Origin of the sequence: Limosilactobacillus portuensis (assembly GCF_028607025.1) — a bacterium.
Classification (GTDB): Bacteria; Bacillota; Bacilli; order Lactobacillales; family Lactobacillaceae; genus Limosilactobacillus; species Limosilactobacillus portuensis.
The window spans coordinates 121,128-135,909 of sequence record NZ_CP117296.1 but is presented as its reverse complement, the minus strand read 5'-3'; the positions used below and the strand labels follow the sequence as shown (position 1 = coordinate 135,909).

The following is a 14,782-nucleotide window of genomic DNA, read 5'->3' as shown; positions in this document are numbered from 1 at the left end:
CTTTTTTCAAAAGCGGAGAGCCCTTTGCATGTGGTTCCCCGTTTTTTCTTTAGGGAAGGAGTTTTATCTTTATGAAAAGAATGTCCGCAGTCATTATTCTGCTGCTTGGCTTTCTCGGGATTGCCTTTTTCACCGAAAACGGCGGTGTTGTTAAGCAGCGGGTTCCAAAAGTCGGGGCATTAACCTTGATGCACCACCCTGCCTTAGATCAAATCTACAAGGGGTATGTCGATGAGCTGGCTAAGGAAGGTTACCACAACGGGAAGAACATTAAAATTGAATACGAGAATGCCAATGGTGACCAGAGTAATCTTAAAACAATGGCCAATACATTAACGAATAACAATCCAACGGTTCTCTTTGGGATTACTACCCCCGCTGCTCAAGCGCTCGCCAATTCTACCACTAAGACGCCAATCATCCTCGGTGGGGTTTCTAACCCTCAAGGAGCCGGCCTAGTGAAGAATAACCAGCATCCTGGTGGCAACATTAGCGGTGTCTCCGATTTAGCACCAGTTCACCAGCAACTAACCTTAATCAAGCAATTCGTTCCTAACCTCAAAACTCTCGGGGTAATTTACACTTCTAATGACAGCTCTGGTGTTACTGGCTACCACCAAATTGCTCGTGAATGCAAGAAGATGGACATTAAGCTAAAAGCGTACTCGATCTCGAACAGTAACGATTTAAACCAGGTTTCCCAACAAATGGTAAGTCAGGTCGACGCGGTGATTGTTCCAACCGATAACACGGTTGCTGGAGCAATGCAGACACTGGTAAAGAACGCGGATGCTGCTAATAAGCCCGTTTTCCCTGCTACTGACACCATGGTTAAGCAAGGCGGGGTTGCTACATACAGCGTTAACCAATACAAGCTTGGTGTAATGGGAGCAAAAATGACCGTAAAAGTCCTTAAAGGAAAGAAAGTTGGTAACCTTCCAGTCGAATACGTTCGTCGCGGTGAACCAGTCCTTAACCTTAAGCAGGCACAAAAACTCCACTTACAAATTCCTGCCCAGTTCGAACACGAAGCACAAACAAAGGGGGAAGTATACAAATGAATCTAATCGTCTCATCTATCGGTCAAGGATTATTGTGGGCATTACTCGGTCTTGGCCTCTACCTCACATTCCGGATCCTTGATTTTTGTGATATGACAGTTGAAGGAACTTTCCCTCTTGGTGCCGCCACTGCAGTTACCGCCATTGCAAACGGCATTAACCCGTTTTTAGCAACGTTATTGGCGATCGGTGCTGGAATGATTGCTGGTCTAATTACCGGTCTTCTTTATACTAAGGGAAAGATCCCAAGCCTCTTAGCTGGAATCCTGACCATGACCGCGATTTACTCCGTTGATTTACGGATCATGGGGAAATCTAACATCTCATTATTGGGAAAGCCAACACTTTTTAATGGTAATTTTCTTCGTCAACTTCCCCAATTCTTTGATAGCGTGACAGTCGGCTTAATTGTGATCATCATTGTAACTATTCTGATGATGATCTTTCTCGCCACTGATTATGGGCAAGCATTCATTGCAACCGGGGATAACCCCACAATGGCAAAGTCATTAGGAATTCACACTGACAAAATGATTAATGTTGGCTTAATGGTTTCTAACGGGATGGTTGCTCTCTGTGGTGCCCTCGTTGCCCAAAGCAATGGCTATGCTGACGTTAACATAGGGATTGGGACCATCGTTATTGCCTTAGCTTCAATTATTATTGGTGAAGTAGCCTTTGGTGACCTCACTCTTAATCAGCGACTCGTTGCTGTGACTCTTGGTTCAATCATCTATCGCTTAATTCTATTAGCAGTATTACAACTCGGCTTCTCCGCTAACGACCTCAACTTAATTTCTTCGATTGTTCTTGCAATCTGCATGATGCTACCGCAATTGGAAAAGGTTGTTAATTTAAAAAAGCCAATCTTGAAGGGAGTGCAACCACATGAGTAAGCCCATTTTAGAATTAAAAAATGTCAAGACAGTTGTTAATAAGGGAACTGCAAACGAAACCACGATCCTCAAAGGGATTAATTTAAAAATTAACGAAGGTGACTTTATTACCATTGTCGGCACTAACGGGGCCGGTAAGTCAACCCTCTTCAATGTTATTGGTGGAAACCTCCATGCTGATAGCGGGCAAATTCTTCATAATGGCAAGGACATCACCCGCTCAACCGAAGAACAACGAACGTCCTTTCTTGCCCGCGTCTTTCAGGATCCCAAGCTTGGGACAGCTCCCCGGATGACCGTCGCTGAAAATATGCTGCTCGCAACAAAGCGTGGTGAAAAACGTCACCTGGTTTTGCGAAAACTAAAGCAAAACATGGAACGGTTTACCAAATTAGCTGCCACAATGAACAACGGGTTAGAAAACCGAATGACCACCGCAACCGGAGCACTTTCTGGCGGCCAACGGCAAGCACTTAGCTTTTTAATGGCTACTCTTAAGCGTCCTGATATTCTTTTATTGGATGAACATACCGCTGCTCTTGATCCACATACGAGTTTAAATCTTCTCCATGCCACTGATGAGCGGATCAATCAGGATCACCTGACGGCTTTGATGATTACTCATCACCTAGAAGATGCCTTAACATATGGTAATCGGTTAATTGTCCTAAAAGACGGCCAAATTAAAGCCGACTTTAAAGGTGAAGCAAAACAACAGCTCACCACTGACAAACTTTATACCTATTTTGAAGAATAGCCTTGTTAATATTCCAAAAATGATATATATTAATAATGAAATATATCGTTTTTGGAATATTGGAGGTTTAAATCATGAATTACTGGCTTCTTTTTGTTACCTTTATTGCTGTCAATCTAGACTTCTTCTTTATCTTGCTTTGTCTGGTCAATAAATACCCATTGCGAGACGTTATCATCGGTTACGTGATTGGTGTCGCACTCCTGGTCACTGCTAGCTTTGCTGCTGGTAAGGTTCTTACGCTTTTCCTTCCTGAATGGCTCCTCGGCTTCCTTGGAATCTTACCAATTTACATGGCACTCCATGATAACGATGAAGATTCCAACCACCAATCGACCACTCGATCACCAATTTTGATTGTTCTCATAACATACCTTGCAGTTTGCTCTGGTTGTAATCTCTCGATCTTTTTACCAATCCTAACAGGAATTCCCCTCGGTCACTTTGGCTTGGCATTGAGTTTCATTCTTATTCTCACCATTCTCGTTGTAATTTTGATTAAGGAAATTGGTAAATTACCACCAGTCGCCCAGTTCATGGATAAATATAGCGAACTGTTAATGAAAATTATCTACATTGGAGTCGGAATATATGTCTTCTTTGATAGCGGGCTGATCCGTCACTTGGCACAGTGGGTTGGTCTGGTATAATATTCATCAAAAAGCGATGGAGGCCTTCACCTGTGGAACAACCAGATGTCTTAATTAACGAAGCGGCAAAGATCTACAAAGTATTAAGCAATAGCACGAGAATCAAAATTCTCTACTATCTCCGTCATCAAACTGATGAGGTTGATGTAAAAACAATTGTTAATGATCTTGGCCTTGCCCAACCAGTGGTTTCTAAACAACTCGGAATCCTCCGGCGTTACCAACTGGTTTGTTCCCGTCGCTCTGGCACCCGTGTCTTCTACATCCTTGACGATCCTCACATTATGGAATTAACGGATGACATGATTGCCCACGTTAAACACGAAATTAAAGGCGAACCCCATCCAAAGAATTTATATTAGGGAGAGAGTGCGAACCTCGACGGACTAGCCACCTAGTACTAAGGAATCCCGGACGATGATTGTCTTGCAATCAAGGACGGGATAGTTAGACGGAGGTGGCCGGTCGCGGTGAGCAGTTCTTTGCTATATTGCAGTGGAAACGATTAGCTCGAGGAAGGTTAATCTGAGCACGTTTGAGAGAAAGTACGAGTCTCCTTGCACTACAATATCAATATCCTTTAAGATAATAAGAGGCTAAGAGCATTCTTGGTCTCTTTAATAATTTAAACAATTTTTAACGGGAGGATTATTTGTGAATAACCTATTTGAGCGTACTTCGATTAAAAAGGCCTATTTTACTCTTGCACTACCAGTAGTGTTAAGCATGGCTGTAACGCTTATTTATAATCTGGTTGATACCTTCTTTGTTTCTAAGACTGGTAACCCTGATCTAGTTGCTGGAGTATCTCAGGGAGCCCCAACTTTCACCTTGATGATTGCGATTGGTGATATTTTCGGTCTTGGTGGTAGTTCATTAATTTCACGGCTTTTCGGCGAGCATCAGGACCACCTTGCAAGAAACGTTTCCGGCTACGCTTTCTATTACTCAATCGCCTGTGGAATTGTTGTTACAATCATCCTATTAGTTTTTCAAAATCCAATTCTTCACCTGCTCGGTGCTTCAGCTAATACTTGGAAGTACGCCCGTGAATATTACCTGGTAATCGCCTGGGGAGCGGCATTTATCATCTTCGGGTTATCGCCAACCAATATTCTCCGAACAGAAGGCCTAGCGATCCAGTCAATGATTGCCTCGATGGCGGGGACGATCATTAACATCTTCCTTAATCCGATCTTTATTTTCACCTGTGGATTAGGAGCTGCCGGATCAGCCCTGGCAACGGTCACTTCAAGTGTAATTGCAGACATCATTATGGTTTACTATCTCAGAACGAAAAGTAAAAAGCTGACAACTTCAATTCATGAGACTAAAATCAGCTGGCATCATCAAATTCAGATCTATGCTATCGGAATTCCCGCATCGATTACCAATATTATGGTTTCCTTCGCAACAGCCATGACTAATCGCTACTTAATTTCATATGGAGCTAATAGCGTTGCTGCGATGGGGATTGCGATGAAAGCTAATTCAATCATTATTATGATCATGGTTGGCTTTGCTTTCGGTGCCCAACCATTAATTGGTTATGCTTATGGTGCCCGAAACGAAAAACGCTTTTACGAAATTATCCATTTTGATTTATTCGTTATTTCTACAATTAACATTGTCTTAACAATACTCCTTCTTATTTTTGCCCCTGAAGTAATTCGCATCTTTATGAATGATCCGGTAATCGTTAAAGAAGGTGCCTTGATGCTTCGCTGGTTATCTATAACAACTACTTTAGCTGGGATAATCCTAGTATTTACCACCGCTTTCCAGTCAATGGGAAAGGCTGCTCCAGCATTTTGGCTATCATTCAGTCGTCAAGGGTTAATCTTTGGCCTAGCTATCGTAATCCTGGCTCATTTCTTTGGCTATACGGGAATCTTAGCTGCTCAAGCATGTTCAGACGTACTAACTTTGATTTTGGGGCTAATCTTCTACAAAGTCTATGAACCACACTTTAATAGAAAGAGCACTGAATAATAAAGCTGTTGGAAAACCTAATTGATTCGTCATAAAAGAAAACTAAAAAAGGGATTGTGACATAAGTACTTTTACCAAGTTCAAATACGAACAGCGCGGTACGCAAATGGGTTCCAGTGTCCGGTATAACCGAACTCTGGAACCCTATTTGCGCTCGCGGGGGCGTGAAAACGAAGTCATAAATGACTTCTGTCACGCTCCCTTTTTAGATTTTCCTTGAAAAGTAATGATCCAACTTTACCTCAGGGTAGAAGCCCGTTACCTTTTCTTTAGCAACGCCATCCCGAAAAAGGATTAGGGTTGGGATGCTCATTACTTTGTACTTGGCAGCCATTTTTTTATTATCATCAACATTTAATTTCAAAAATTTAATTTTACCGGCATACTTTTTTTCAAGATTTTCCAATGCCGGAGCCATCATCTTGCAGGGCCCACACCACGGAGCCCAGAAGTCAACCACCACTACTGGAGCAGAGCTAGTTAACTCAGCAAAAGTCTGGTCAGTCACAACTGTTGCCATTGCTATTTTTCCTTTCGTTTTGGTTGACGGAGATAGTGAATGATCATCGTAGCGACAAAGACAATGAGGACAAACGCCCCAAAGTAGCCAGATGGTATTTCGATGTCGATTGCCGGAATGGTTAAGAAGAGCTTAATTGCAATAATGAAAATTAAGACATACGCCATTGGTTCCAGTTCTGGAATCTTGCGCATTAACTTCATAATAACTTCGGCAACACCACGCATACATGCAATCCCAATAATACCACCGATTAAGACGATTACTGGATTATTTGAAATTGCCAAAGATGCTAATACGGAGTCAATTGAGAAAATAATGTCCATCATTTCAATCTGGGCAACTACCGACCAAAATAATTTTCTTCCCGTCAATTTTCCGCCTAAACGATGAATTAACGGCTTTTTCTCTTTCTTTTGCTTATGAGAAAACTTGGCACTAAAGAATCGGTACACTAAGTACATTAGGTAAACAGAACCAAGAACTTTAATTTCCCAGAAATGAATCAAATAGGTCCCTAACCCAATAACCAGGAACCGGAAAATGTACGAACCCCAAATTCCGTAGAAGAGTGATTCTTCTTGTTCCTTTAGCGTTGGTAAAACTCGTGTTTGGGCCGCTAACACAATCGCGTTATCGACCGAAAGCAAACACTCAATTAATACTAAGGAAAGAATAATCAACCAATCCTGTCCCGAAGTAATTACCATTGCCCAATTATGACCATCAAAGAATGGACCATAAAGCTTTTCTAAAAGTGACAATCAATGTCCTCCTTTAAATTCTCTATTCTAAATGGTATTTTACCAGATCTTGACTAAAATAGTCAGGAAGAGGAGCGGTAATTGTAATTTTCTGATTACTAAACGGTACCACTAACTGTTGTTTGTACCCGTGTAAGTACATTTTAGCTAACGAGGAAGGATTATAAATCGGGTCTCCCACAATTGGATGACCACTATATTCAAGGTGAACTCTTAATTGATGCGTTCTTCCCGTTCCCAATTTCAAATCAACCAGCGAGTACTTTGAGTTACTCTTAACCGTTTGATAAAAAGTTTGTGCCCGCTGTGAACGCTCGCCATTAACCTTTCTTTTCCGAATATCACTCAGGTCATTTCCAATTGGCCAGTCCCACTCACCACTACCTTTGATTTGCCCTTCAACTAATGCTAGATACTCCCGATGAATTTTTCCTTGACTAATTAATCGGTCTAAGATTGGCACCACAACCGGATTTTTCGCCACAATTACTGCTCCGCTAGTTTGCAGATCAATTCGGTGAACCATATATGCTTGATGGTGTAAATATCCAGCAACATCGTTCATTAGTGTTCCAGTTTCTCCCGTTTCATTAGGGTGGCTCTTTTGACCCCGTGGTTTATTAGCAACTAGTAAGTCACGATTTTCATACAGGACAGCTAACTTGGGATTGCTTGTTGGAATGTACTGATTATTACCCGGATGACGGAACTCATCACCTCTAAATTGCAACATTACCTGATCTCCAGGGTGAACTTCCGTATTCATTGGATGGTACTTGCTATTCACCAACACTTGACGACGACTACGCAGATAGTGAACAAAACGGTTTGGAAGGAGCCATTGTCGCTGTAACAGTTCACGAATGGAAATCACTGGCTGATTAGCGGTTAACTGTTCCCGTATTTGCCATTGATAGTTAGTCATTACTTAACCTCCCGAACAGTTAATTGGTCAGGAACATGGTAGACTTTGGGCTTATCCCAACTGAGCATTTCTGGAGTTAGTTGCAATTTTGTAATATCGCCGCGGTGGTATGGTTGAAAGTAATAACTGCGACTCTCAGCGACTGTCACTGCGCGGTACACGGAATAGGTGCTCTGGTGACGAGTATTTTGCGGCACCGTTACACTATCTAAGAGATGCCACTCACTGATCACTCCATGCTTTTCATCTTGTGGGACATCTGATCGTTCCTTTAAGTAAGCAGCCCGAACGAACCTCGCACTTGGCGAATAATAACCTGGCGGATTGGTCTTTCCTGAAAGACGGCCAGTCGTTACGCGCGGTGTATTAAGTGGAACACGATGTTCGTTAAACTCAGGAGTAAACTCAACATACTTTTCCATTTGGTGAAGCTGCTTTTCAAAATCAGGACTGTTAGTTACTACGCCTAAGGGATTTTCAATTACTCTTAATGGGTTCTGGGTTGGCTCAATCACAACAATTCTTCCCGTTCGATTAGCAACCGCAAAATGAAGTTCTGGATTGCCATACTTGGTATCACTATTCTTTTCACTCATTAATTCAACTTCATCGAGGTGCTCCTCAATTTCAGCAACGGTCCGAAAGTTACCGAGAAGCCAAAAGATAAATTCATACGCTGCAAGCTGAACTTTCCCCTGATTACGCTCATCTACGTAGTGTGCCCCGTTAGCAAATGTCAGTTTCTGTGCCATTAGTCCATGCTCATTAACCCCATCTGATACATCGATCCGGGTTGCAGAAAGACTCCCTCCGCCAACCATTGCATATTTATTTGTATAAATCCGGTGATCGAATGCGGTAGCCCACTTAAATTGCCGAGGAACAAATAATGGCGAAACTGCCAAGATCGGCCAATCCATTGTTCGCGCCAACAAGTGAGTGTGATCCAATGTTACCTGGTAAATACTGGTACACATGATCGTTTACCTCCCATTTTTTATCTTAAGTTTATCTGATTTCCCGGGAAATAGTTATCATTTTGTTCTCAGACTGCTTTACTTTTCTCTGCTAAAATAGTTGAATAGGATTATAAGCGATTTACACAAGGGGGATGAACGGCAATGTTAAGTACGGAGAGAATCAACGCTCATAGCTGGTGGATCAGTGTGTTTGAACCACTCCCCCATGAGCGACAGGATCTTATCCAAAAGTATGAGGTTACTAAGGAGCTACTTGACTATGCCATCGACCCCTATGAAAAAGCTCGGGTTGAAGTCGATCCAGATGCTGGAGTTACTTTACTGATCTTTGATGTCTATGTTCCAACTCACGAAGTAACTGCCCCACAGACCGCACCGATCGGTATTATGTTAACGAATAACAATCTGATCACATTTACAAATGCCAAGACTAACTTTGTTAACGGAATTATCGCTAACCAACTCAAACGTTTACAGAATCGTGATACCGTCGTTGAAAAATTAAATCTGGTTCTTGCCGTCCTGTATCGCTTGTCAACCGATTACTTTGGTCCGTTACGCCGGGTTGACCAAAAGCGGCAACAAATCCAGCGCTCGCTTCAAGGACGTACCGGACGAAAAGCCATTACTGAATTTATGGAAATTGAAACTGGGTTGGTCTACATGCTTACCTCATTAAAGGGAAATGTTTCACTACTGGAAGAATTCGAACGCCGAATGAACCCGATCATGTCGACCCGGCAAAGGAATGACCTTGATGATGTCATTGTTGAAGCCCAGCAAGGATTGGAAATGGCACAGATGACTTCTGACGTTTCCGCTCGAGTTTCAAATGCTTACAGCAAGGTCCTGGATAGTGATCTAAACCAAACAATGAAGTTTTTAACAATCTATTCAATTCTCCTTTCCATCCCCACCATCGTCGCCGGCTTTTATGGTGAAAACGTTGCCCTACCACTAGCTAACAAGAGCTATTCCTGGATTATTACCATCGTAATTGCAATCCTCCTAATGGTCCTCTGCGCCGTCTTCCTGATTAGAAAAGATTGGTGGAAATAATAGAGCGTGAGCAGGCTAAGAAGGCCCGTAAGACAACAATTTCTCCCGACTGGATGCTGAAAGCATCTGGGAGGGAGTTTGTTGTCTATAGGGGCTTTCCTGCAAACGCGTTTTGACTCAGTTGAAGTAGAAGCTAGGAAGCGTGGACGAAGCACGTTATCACTATGGTTGTTATCTATAGGGTCTTCCCTGCGAACGCGTTTTGGCTCGGTGGCATTAGAAAAGCCTAAGTACATAAGCTTGAATGGCTGTGTACTTAGGCTTTGTTTTTTGTGTGGTTAGAGCTAGCGTTCTACTGCAACAAAGTAGAAATCTGCTCGCCAGGAACTTGCTAGAGCTAACAACCTCCCTCCCAGATGCTTTCAGCATCCAGTCGGGAGAAATTGTTAGCTTTCCGCAAGTTCCTGGCTCGCACTCTTTTAATAGTTATCCCCTCTCTCGAACTGGAACTTGGAGTTTAAGAGGGATTGGTGGATGAGGCTGTTGAGGAGATCTTTGGTAGCGTCCATGGCGTGGGTAGCGGTCTTTTCATTCCGCTTGGTAAGGAAGTCGGTAACGGCATCCCCCTGCTTTGTCTTGGCAATCGCGGTAATCATATCAATTCGCTTAACGGCATAGCTTTGTGAAGCATCACGGAAAGCATTTACCTCGTTAATAAATTCATGGTAACGGGGTTCAACGATTACCTCAAGCTGCTTTTGTAGCCAGTATGCACTGTCATCAACCTTGTTGCCAGCGTGATCGTATGATGCCGGTGTTGCATTAATGTTGGTAAAGAATGGAACATATGGACTGTATGCAAAGAAGCCGAAGTTAATCCATTGAATTGCGGCACATTCTGCTGGAACATTATTCCGAATTTGTAAAATGCATGAGCTTTGGTTCCGGTCTAAAGCAATTGAACGGAACTTCTTTTGATCCTTTTCATCACCAGAAGCATACGAACCGGTTGGATCATATGGCGTGCCATTGTAGTGTGATGACAAGAAGTATTCAACATCTTCAACAGCCAGCTTCTTCTCTGCCCGCTGAATGAACGGAATGTCCAAACTGGTTGGTTCTTGTTCAACTGATGGGGTAAATAGTTTTTGACCGTACCATGAACGTGGAGTGTTGTAGTATTGATCAGCTTCATCATTAGTTCCGAAAATTTTCCGGAAGTTGAAGTTGCCAGGATATGGATTTAGGTTATTATCTTGAACAAATTGTTGGATTGTTGGGGCAAACATAAAGTTGTCTGGATCTTCAAAGTTAACCTCTTCGATACACATAATGTTAGGACAAATTGCATAAGCATCATCCGGAATTCGTTGAGCAACCCACTGGTGACCACCAGCAGTTTCAAAGTACCAAACTTCATTGTTATCACTAAATGCAATTCCGTTACTTTCACCGGTCCCGTAAGTTTCGATTAAGTGACCAAGGCGTTGGACACCTTCACGGGCACTCTTGATAAACGGCAGAACAAGGTAAACCATTGAGTCTTCGTCGACACCCTTCTCAACAAGCGGGTCGTGACCTAGTACTCGCGGATTAGTCATTTCGGTTTCGGATGCACTCATCGCAACATTATATTCATTAATCCCTTGTTCATCCCACCGGCCGTTATTAATATCGCCATTTGTTGTGGCGGTAAAACGACAACCTTGACCATCCAAGTCAACTTCCAAGCCATTGTAGGTTGACTTAAAGTGTTCACCAGTATAGTCCTTAGCAGGGTATACCTGGAAAGTCTTTGGGTTAACACCATCGTAATAATCTTCATTCCGTGCAATCATGGTTGAACCATCAATTGACGCGTTTTTACCAACTAACATTGCAGTACAACTGCTCATTTTTTTGACGCTCATTTTGTCCCGTCCTTTCGGTTGCGTTTACTATTATAATAACACTTTTAACCTAATCGACTTGTTTGCTTTTTCAAGTCGTGGTAGGATAACAACACTATATGCCTATATAATACCGTAATATGGTCGGTGAGTCTCTACCCAAAGCCTTAAACTTTGGACTATAAGCAATAATACTAGTTTTGTAGGGACCGCGACAGTTGTTAGCAGTCTCTTTTTTATTGGAGGATTAATCGTGGACGAAACAGGTTCAGTAAATAACACTCACCAACGAAAAGTTTTATTTTCGCCTAAAGATCTGGTACTTGGTTTTCAACACTTATTAGCAATGTATTCGGGAGATGTCCTTGTCCCGTTGCTAATTGGTAGTTACTTGCACTTTTCAACCATCCAGATGACTTACTTGGTCTCAATCGACATTTTCATGTGTGGTATTGCAACGCTCCTTCAATTAAAGCGGACGCCGCTAACCGGGATTGGGCTTCCCGTTGTTCTAGGCTGTGCCGTTCAATCAGTAACCCCGCTGGAATCAATTGGGGGTAAGCTGGGAATCACTTATATGTACGGAGCAATCATTGCTGCCGGAATCTTTGTTTTTCTGATTGCTGGAGTCTTTTCTAGATTAAAGAAGCTTTTTCCACCAGTCGTTACCGGTTCGTTAATCACCATCATTGGTTTTACCCTGGTTCCGGTCGGTTTCCAGGATCTTGGTGGAGGAACACCAACTGCTCACTCATTTGGTGATCCCAGAAACCTCTTCATCGGTTTCGTCACGATTGCGGTAATCCTGCTTCTTAATGCCTGGGCAAAGGGTTTCTTAAAGTCAATCGCCATCCTGCTAGGGATCTTAATCGGGTCCTTTGTTGCTGGCGCAATGGGGATGGTTTCATTAAAGCCGGTTTCTGAAGCTGCCTGGCTTCACACCCCGCAACTATTTTTCTTTGGTGTCCCACACTTTAACGGGAGCGCCATGATTACAATGATCCTGGTCTCTTTGACAACGATGATCGAGTCTACGGGAGTCTTCTTTGCCCTGAGTGAAGTTACCGGACAAAAGCTTACAAGCGATGACATCAAGCGGGGTTACCGTGCTGAAGGAATTGCCGCAATTCTTGGTGGTCTCTTTAATACCTTCCCCTACTCAACCTTCTCCGAAAACGTTGGTGTTATTCGGATGTCTGGGGTTAAAACCCGTCGACCAGTGTACTACGCCGCCTTTATGCTGTTGCTTCTGGGATTGCTTCCCAAGGCCGGTGCACTTGCGACCGTTATTCCCGATCCGGTTCTTGGTGGTGCCATGATTGTTATGTTCGGGATCGTTGGGGTTCAAGGGATTCAAATTCTACATAAGGTTGACTTTACTGATAACGGAAATATCCTGGTTGCCTCAGTTTCTGTTGGTTTAGGGTTAGGTGTAACCATGTATCCACATATTTTTCAATTCCTACCAACCGAATTTCAGATTATGATGGGAAACGGTGTGGTTGTCGGTAGTGTTGCTGCTGTTGTTCTTAACCTGCTCTTCAACGGTTACGGGAAGGAAAAACTGGCCAAAGATTAATCTCATTAAATTTTAATAATAGTATTGACAATTTAATTTGGTCACGCTAGAATAATTTCAACAATTATCGTTTCAGTAGTTGCTTCGTTCGGTGTCAGAGAGCCGGTGGGGATGTGCGAACCGGTCAGGCGGAGTTAATGAATTATCGCGAGTTTAAGATTGCTCGGCCATACTCAGTGTCGTTACCACCTGATACGAGAGCGTATTAGATCAATACGTATGTGGGTGGTACCGCGGTTAATAAATCGTCCCGTTGATGAATCTTTTCATCAGCGGGATTTTTTATGCAAGCAGTTCATTAAGGAGGAGCAAAAAAATGAAAAATTGTGGTGGCATTATCCGTTATCAACTTCATTTCAAATAATAACCAATAAATAAATTTTATAAGGGAGATTTGAATTATGAAGTCAATTAAGTTTAGTGAAGCAGTTAGTATCCTACTAATTATGTTAGTTATTTTGGGAATAGCCGTTATTAAGTTTGGGCTCTCCCCACAGATTCCAGTCCTCTTCGTCATCGCCTTAATCATGCTTTGGGCAAAACTACGGGGAGCTTCCTGGGATGACCTTCATAAGGGAATCCAAGATGGGATCGGTACAGCAATTATTCCAATTTTTATCTTCATCCTAATTGGTGCTCTAATTGCCGTTTGGATTAAAGCTGGGATTATTCCATCAATTATGGTAATCGGCTTTAAGATTATCAGCGCACGGTGGTTCGTTTCTTCTACTTTCCTCGTCTGCTCACTAGTTGGGGTTTCAATTGGGAGTGGTTTTACCACCATTTCAACAATTGGGTTAGCACTTTTCGCTGTTGGTCACGCAATGGGAATTAACCCGGCTTTAGTTGCCGGTTCAATTATTTCTGGTGCGGTTTTTGGTGATAAGATGTCGCCACTATCTGATTCTACCAACCTGGCCTCCGCAATTGCCGGTAGTGACTTATTTGCCCACATTAAGAACATGATGTGGTCCACCATCCCATCTTTCATCGTTTCATTTATCCTCTTCTGGATTATTGGTCAAAGCGGTAGCGGGATGAACTCCAGTAAGATCGTTCACACTACTCAAGCATTGATGAACAACTTCAGTATTAGCTGGTGGGCCTTGCTACCAATCGCGTTACTCTTCACCTGTGCTTGGCGTCATGTCCCAGCCATCCCCACTCTGTTCATCAATATCATTGTGACCGTAATCATGATTTTCATTCAAGATCCGCACACCTCTCTGAAATCATTAACTAACTTGATTAGTGAAGGATTCGTTGCTCATACTAATGATGCTTCAGTTAATGCTCTTCTTTCTCGTGGTGGAATTACCAGTATGATGGGAACGGTCTCCTTGATTATTGTGACCCTTTCTCTTGGGGGGATCTTAATGCAATTTAACGTTATCCAATCTGCAATGGATCCCCTTGTTAAGCACCTTAAGACTCCAGGGAGCTTAATTCTGACTACAATTCTTTCTGGAATTGGGGTGAACCTCTTCGTTGGTGAACAATACCTTTCAGTAATTCTTCCAGGACGAGCTTTTAAGACTGCCTTTAAGGATATGAAGCTTTCTCCATTAGCCCTTAGTCGGGTCCTTGAAGATGGTGGTAGTGTTATTAACTACCTGATCCCATGGGGAGTTGCCGGGATGTTTGCCGCTTCCACTCTTGGCGTACCGGTTCTCCACTTCTTGCCATTTGCATTCTTCAGTCTTTTCTCACCAGTCTTCTCCGTTATTAGCGGATTTACTGGGATTGGCTTGAAGCGCGCTAAAAATTAAA

The 14,782-nt window shown here is 42.8% G+C and carries 14 protein-coding genes and 1 riboswitch; of the genes, 9 read left to right on the top strand and 5 right to left on the bottom strand.

The window, feature by feature from the left end; translation table 11 throughout:
* Positions 1 to 71: 71 nt before the first annotated feature.
* The 6 genes from trpX (at position 72) to PRK60_RS00615 (ending at position 5,356) form a co-directional block, all read left to right on the top strand.
* Positions 72 to 1,061 carry a tryptophan ABC transporter substrate-binding protein gene (gene trpX, locus PRK60_RS00640; RefSeq protein WP_273646122.1) on the top strand — a complete coding sequence of 330 codons (990 nt, stop codon included), beginning with the start codon at positions 72 to 74 and terminating at the stop codon, positions 1,059 to 1,061.
* On the top strand, positions 1,058 to 1,957 hold the full coding sequence (locus PRK60_RS00635; protein WP_273646121.1) for an ABC transporter permease: 900 nt from the start codon (positions 1,058 to 1,060) through the stop codon (positions 1,955 to 1,957). Before trpX ends, PRK60_RS00635 begins: the two co-directional genes overlap by 4 nt.
* Positions 1,950 to 2,714, top strand: coding sequence for an ABC transporter ATP-binding protein (locus PRK60_RS00630; protein WP_102168358.1), 765 nt, complete (start codon positions 1,950 to 1,952; stop codon positions 2,712 to 2,714). The genes PRK60_RS00635 and PRK60_RS00630 overlap by 8 nt, the downstream gene beginning before the upstream one ends.
* A 74-nt stretch (positions 2,715 to 2,788) precedes the next feature.
* On the top strand, positions 2,789 to 3,364 hold the full coding sequence (locus tag PRK60_RS00625) for a cadmium resistance transporter (protein WP_102168359.1): 576 nt from the start codon (positions 2,789 to 2,791) through the stop codon (positions 3,362 to 3,364).
* A gap of 32 nt (positions 3,365 to 3,396) precedes the next feature.
* Positions 3,397 to 3,726, top strand: coding sequence for an ArsR/SmtB family transcription factor (locus tag PRK60_RS00620; protein ID WP_003716514.1), 330 nt, complete (start codon positions 3,397 to 3,399; stop codon positions 3,724 to 3,726).
* 292 nt (positions 3,727 to 4,018) lie between these two features.
* Positions 4,019 to 5,356, top strand: a complete 1,338-nt coding sequence (locus tag PRK60_RS00615; protein WP_102168360.1) for an MATE family efflux transporter — start codon at positions 4,019 to 4,021, stop codon at positions 5,354 to 5,356.
* A gap of 205 nt (positions 5,357 to 5,561) precedes the next feature.
* Here PRK60_RS00615 and trxA read toward each other — a convergent pair whose 3' ends face one another.
* The 4 genes from trxA to PRK60_RS00595 are packed head-to-tail and all read right to left on the bottom strand — an operon-like array spanning position 5,562 to position 8,542.
* Positions 5,562 to 5,876: a thioredoxin gene (gene trxA / locus PRK60_RS00610; protein ID WP_273646118.1), complete on the bottom strand. Its 315-nt coding sequence runs from the start codon at positions 5,874 to 5,876 to the stop codon at positions 5,562 to 5,564.
* 2 nt (positions 5,877 to 5,878) lie between these two features.
* Positions 5,879 to 6,640 carry a DUF475 domain-containing protein gene (locus tag PRK60_RS00605; protein WP_102168361.1) on the bottom strand — a complete coding sequence of 254 codons (762 nt, stop codon included), beginning with the start codon at positions 6,638 to 6,640 and terminating at the stop codon, positions 5,879 to 5,881.
* Positions 6,641 to 6,662: 22 nt separating this feature from the next.
* Positions 6,663 to 7,565, bottom strand: coding sequence for an RluA family pseudouridine synthase (locus PRK60_RS00600; RefSeq protein WP_102168362.1), 903 nt, complete (start codon positions 7,563 to 7,565; stop codon positions 6,663 to 6,665).
* Positions 7,565 to 8,542 (bottom strand): choloylglycine hydrolase family protein, encoded by a 978-nt coding sequence (locus PRK60_RS00595; RefSeq protein WP_102168363.1) that lies wholly within the window; start codon positions 8,540 to 8,542, stop codon positions 7,565 to 7,567. Before PRK60_RS00595 ends, PRK60_RS00600 begins: the two co-directional genes overlap by 1 nt.
* Before the next feature lie 144 nt (positions 8,543 to 8,686).
* Between PRK60_RS00595 and PRK60_RS00590 the strand changes: the two genes are divergently transcribed.
* The gene (locus PRK60_RS00590; RefSeq protein WP_102168364.1) at positions 8,687 to 9,604 is read left to right on the top strand and encodes a magnesium transporter CorA family protein; all 918 of its coding nucleotides are present in this window, start codon (positions 8,687 to 8,689) and stop codon (positions 9,602 to 9,604) included.
* A 419-nt stretch (positions 9,605 to 10,023) separates the two neighbouring features.
* On the opposite strand, the gene PRK60_RS00585 is transcribed toward PRK60_RS00590, so the two are convergent.
* Complete coding sequence (locus PRK60_RS00585) at positions 10,024 to 11,454, bottom strand: C69 family dipeptidase (RefSeq protein ID WP_102168365.1); 1,431 nt, start codon at positions 11,452 to 11,454, stop codon at positions 10,024 to 10,026.
* A gap of 82 nt (positions 11,455 to 11,536) precedes the next feature.
* A riboswitch (purine riboswitch) is annotated at positions 11,537 to 11,635 on the top strand.
* Between the two features lie 51 nt (positions 11,636 to 11,686).
* Here PRK60_RS00585 and PRK60_RS00580 point away from each other — a divergent pair.
* Together PRK60_RS00580 and nhaC are read left to right on the top strand one after the other, a co-directional pair.
* Positions 11,687 to 13,012: a nucleobase:cation symporter-2 family protein gene (locus tag PRK60_RS00580; protein WP_273646117.1), complete on the top strand. Its 1,326-nt coding sequence runs from the start codon at positions 11,687 to 11,689 to the stop codon at positions 13,010 to 13,012.
* Between the two features lie 401 nt (positions 13,013 to 13,413).
* Positions 13,414 to 14,781, top strand: coding sequence for a Na+/H+ antiporter NhaC (nhaC, locus tag PRK60_RS00575; protein WP_273646116.1), 1,368 nt, complete (start codon positions 13,414 to 13,416; stop codon positions 14,779 to 14,781).
* Position 14,782 lies beyond the last annotated feature (1 nt).

Excerpts from the sequence above, each read along its gene's own strand:
- trpX (WP_273646122.1), top strand. The coding sequence starts at position 72 with ATGAAAAGAATGTCCGCAGTCATTATTCTGCTGCTTGGCTTTCTCGGG.
- PRK60_RS00635 (WP_273646121.1), top strand. The coding sequence starts at position 1,058 with ATGAATCTAATCGTCTCATCTATCGGTCAAGGATTATTGTGGGCATTA.
- PRK60_RS00630 (WP_102168358.1), top strand. The coding sequence starts at position 1,950 with ATGAGTAAGCCCATTTTAGAATTAAAAAATGTCAAGACAGTTGTTAAT.
- PRK60_RS00625 (WP_102168359.1), top strand. The coding sequence starts at position 2,789 with ATGAATTACTGGCTTCTTTTTGTTACCTTTATTGCTGTCAATCTAGAC.
- trxA (WP_273646118.1), bottom strand. The coding sequence starts at position 5,876 with ATGGCAACAGTTGTGACTGACCAGACTTTTGCTGAGTTAACTAGCTCT.
- PRK60_RS00600 (WP_102168362.1), bottom strand. The coding sequence starts at position 7,565 with ATGACTAACTATCAATGGCAAATACGGGAACAGTTAACCGCTAATCAG.
- PRK60_RS00595 (WP_102168363.1), bottom strand. The coding sequence starts at position 8,542 with ATGTGTACCAGTATTTACCAGGTAACATTGGATCACACTCACTTGTTG.
- PRK60_RS00590 (WP_102168364.1), top strand. The coding sequence starts at position 8,687 with ATGTTAAGTACGGAGAGAATCAACGCTCATAGCTGGTGGATCAGTGTG.
- PRK60_RS00585 (WP_102168365.1), bottom strand. The coding sequence starts at position 11,454 with ATGAGCGTCAAAAAAATGAGCAGTTGTACTGCAATGTTAGTTGGTAAA.
- nhaC (WP_273646116.1), top strand. The coding sequence starts at position 13,414 with ATGAAGTCAATTAAGTTTAGTGAAGCAGTTAGTATCCTACTAATTATG.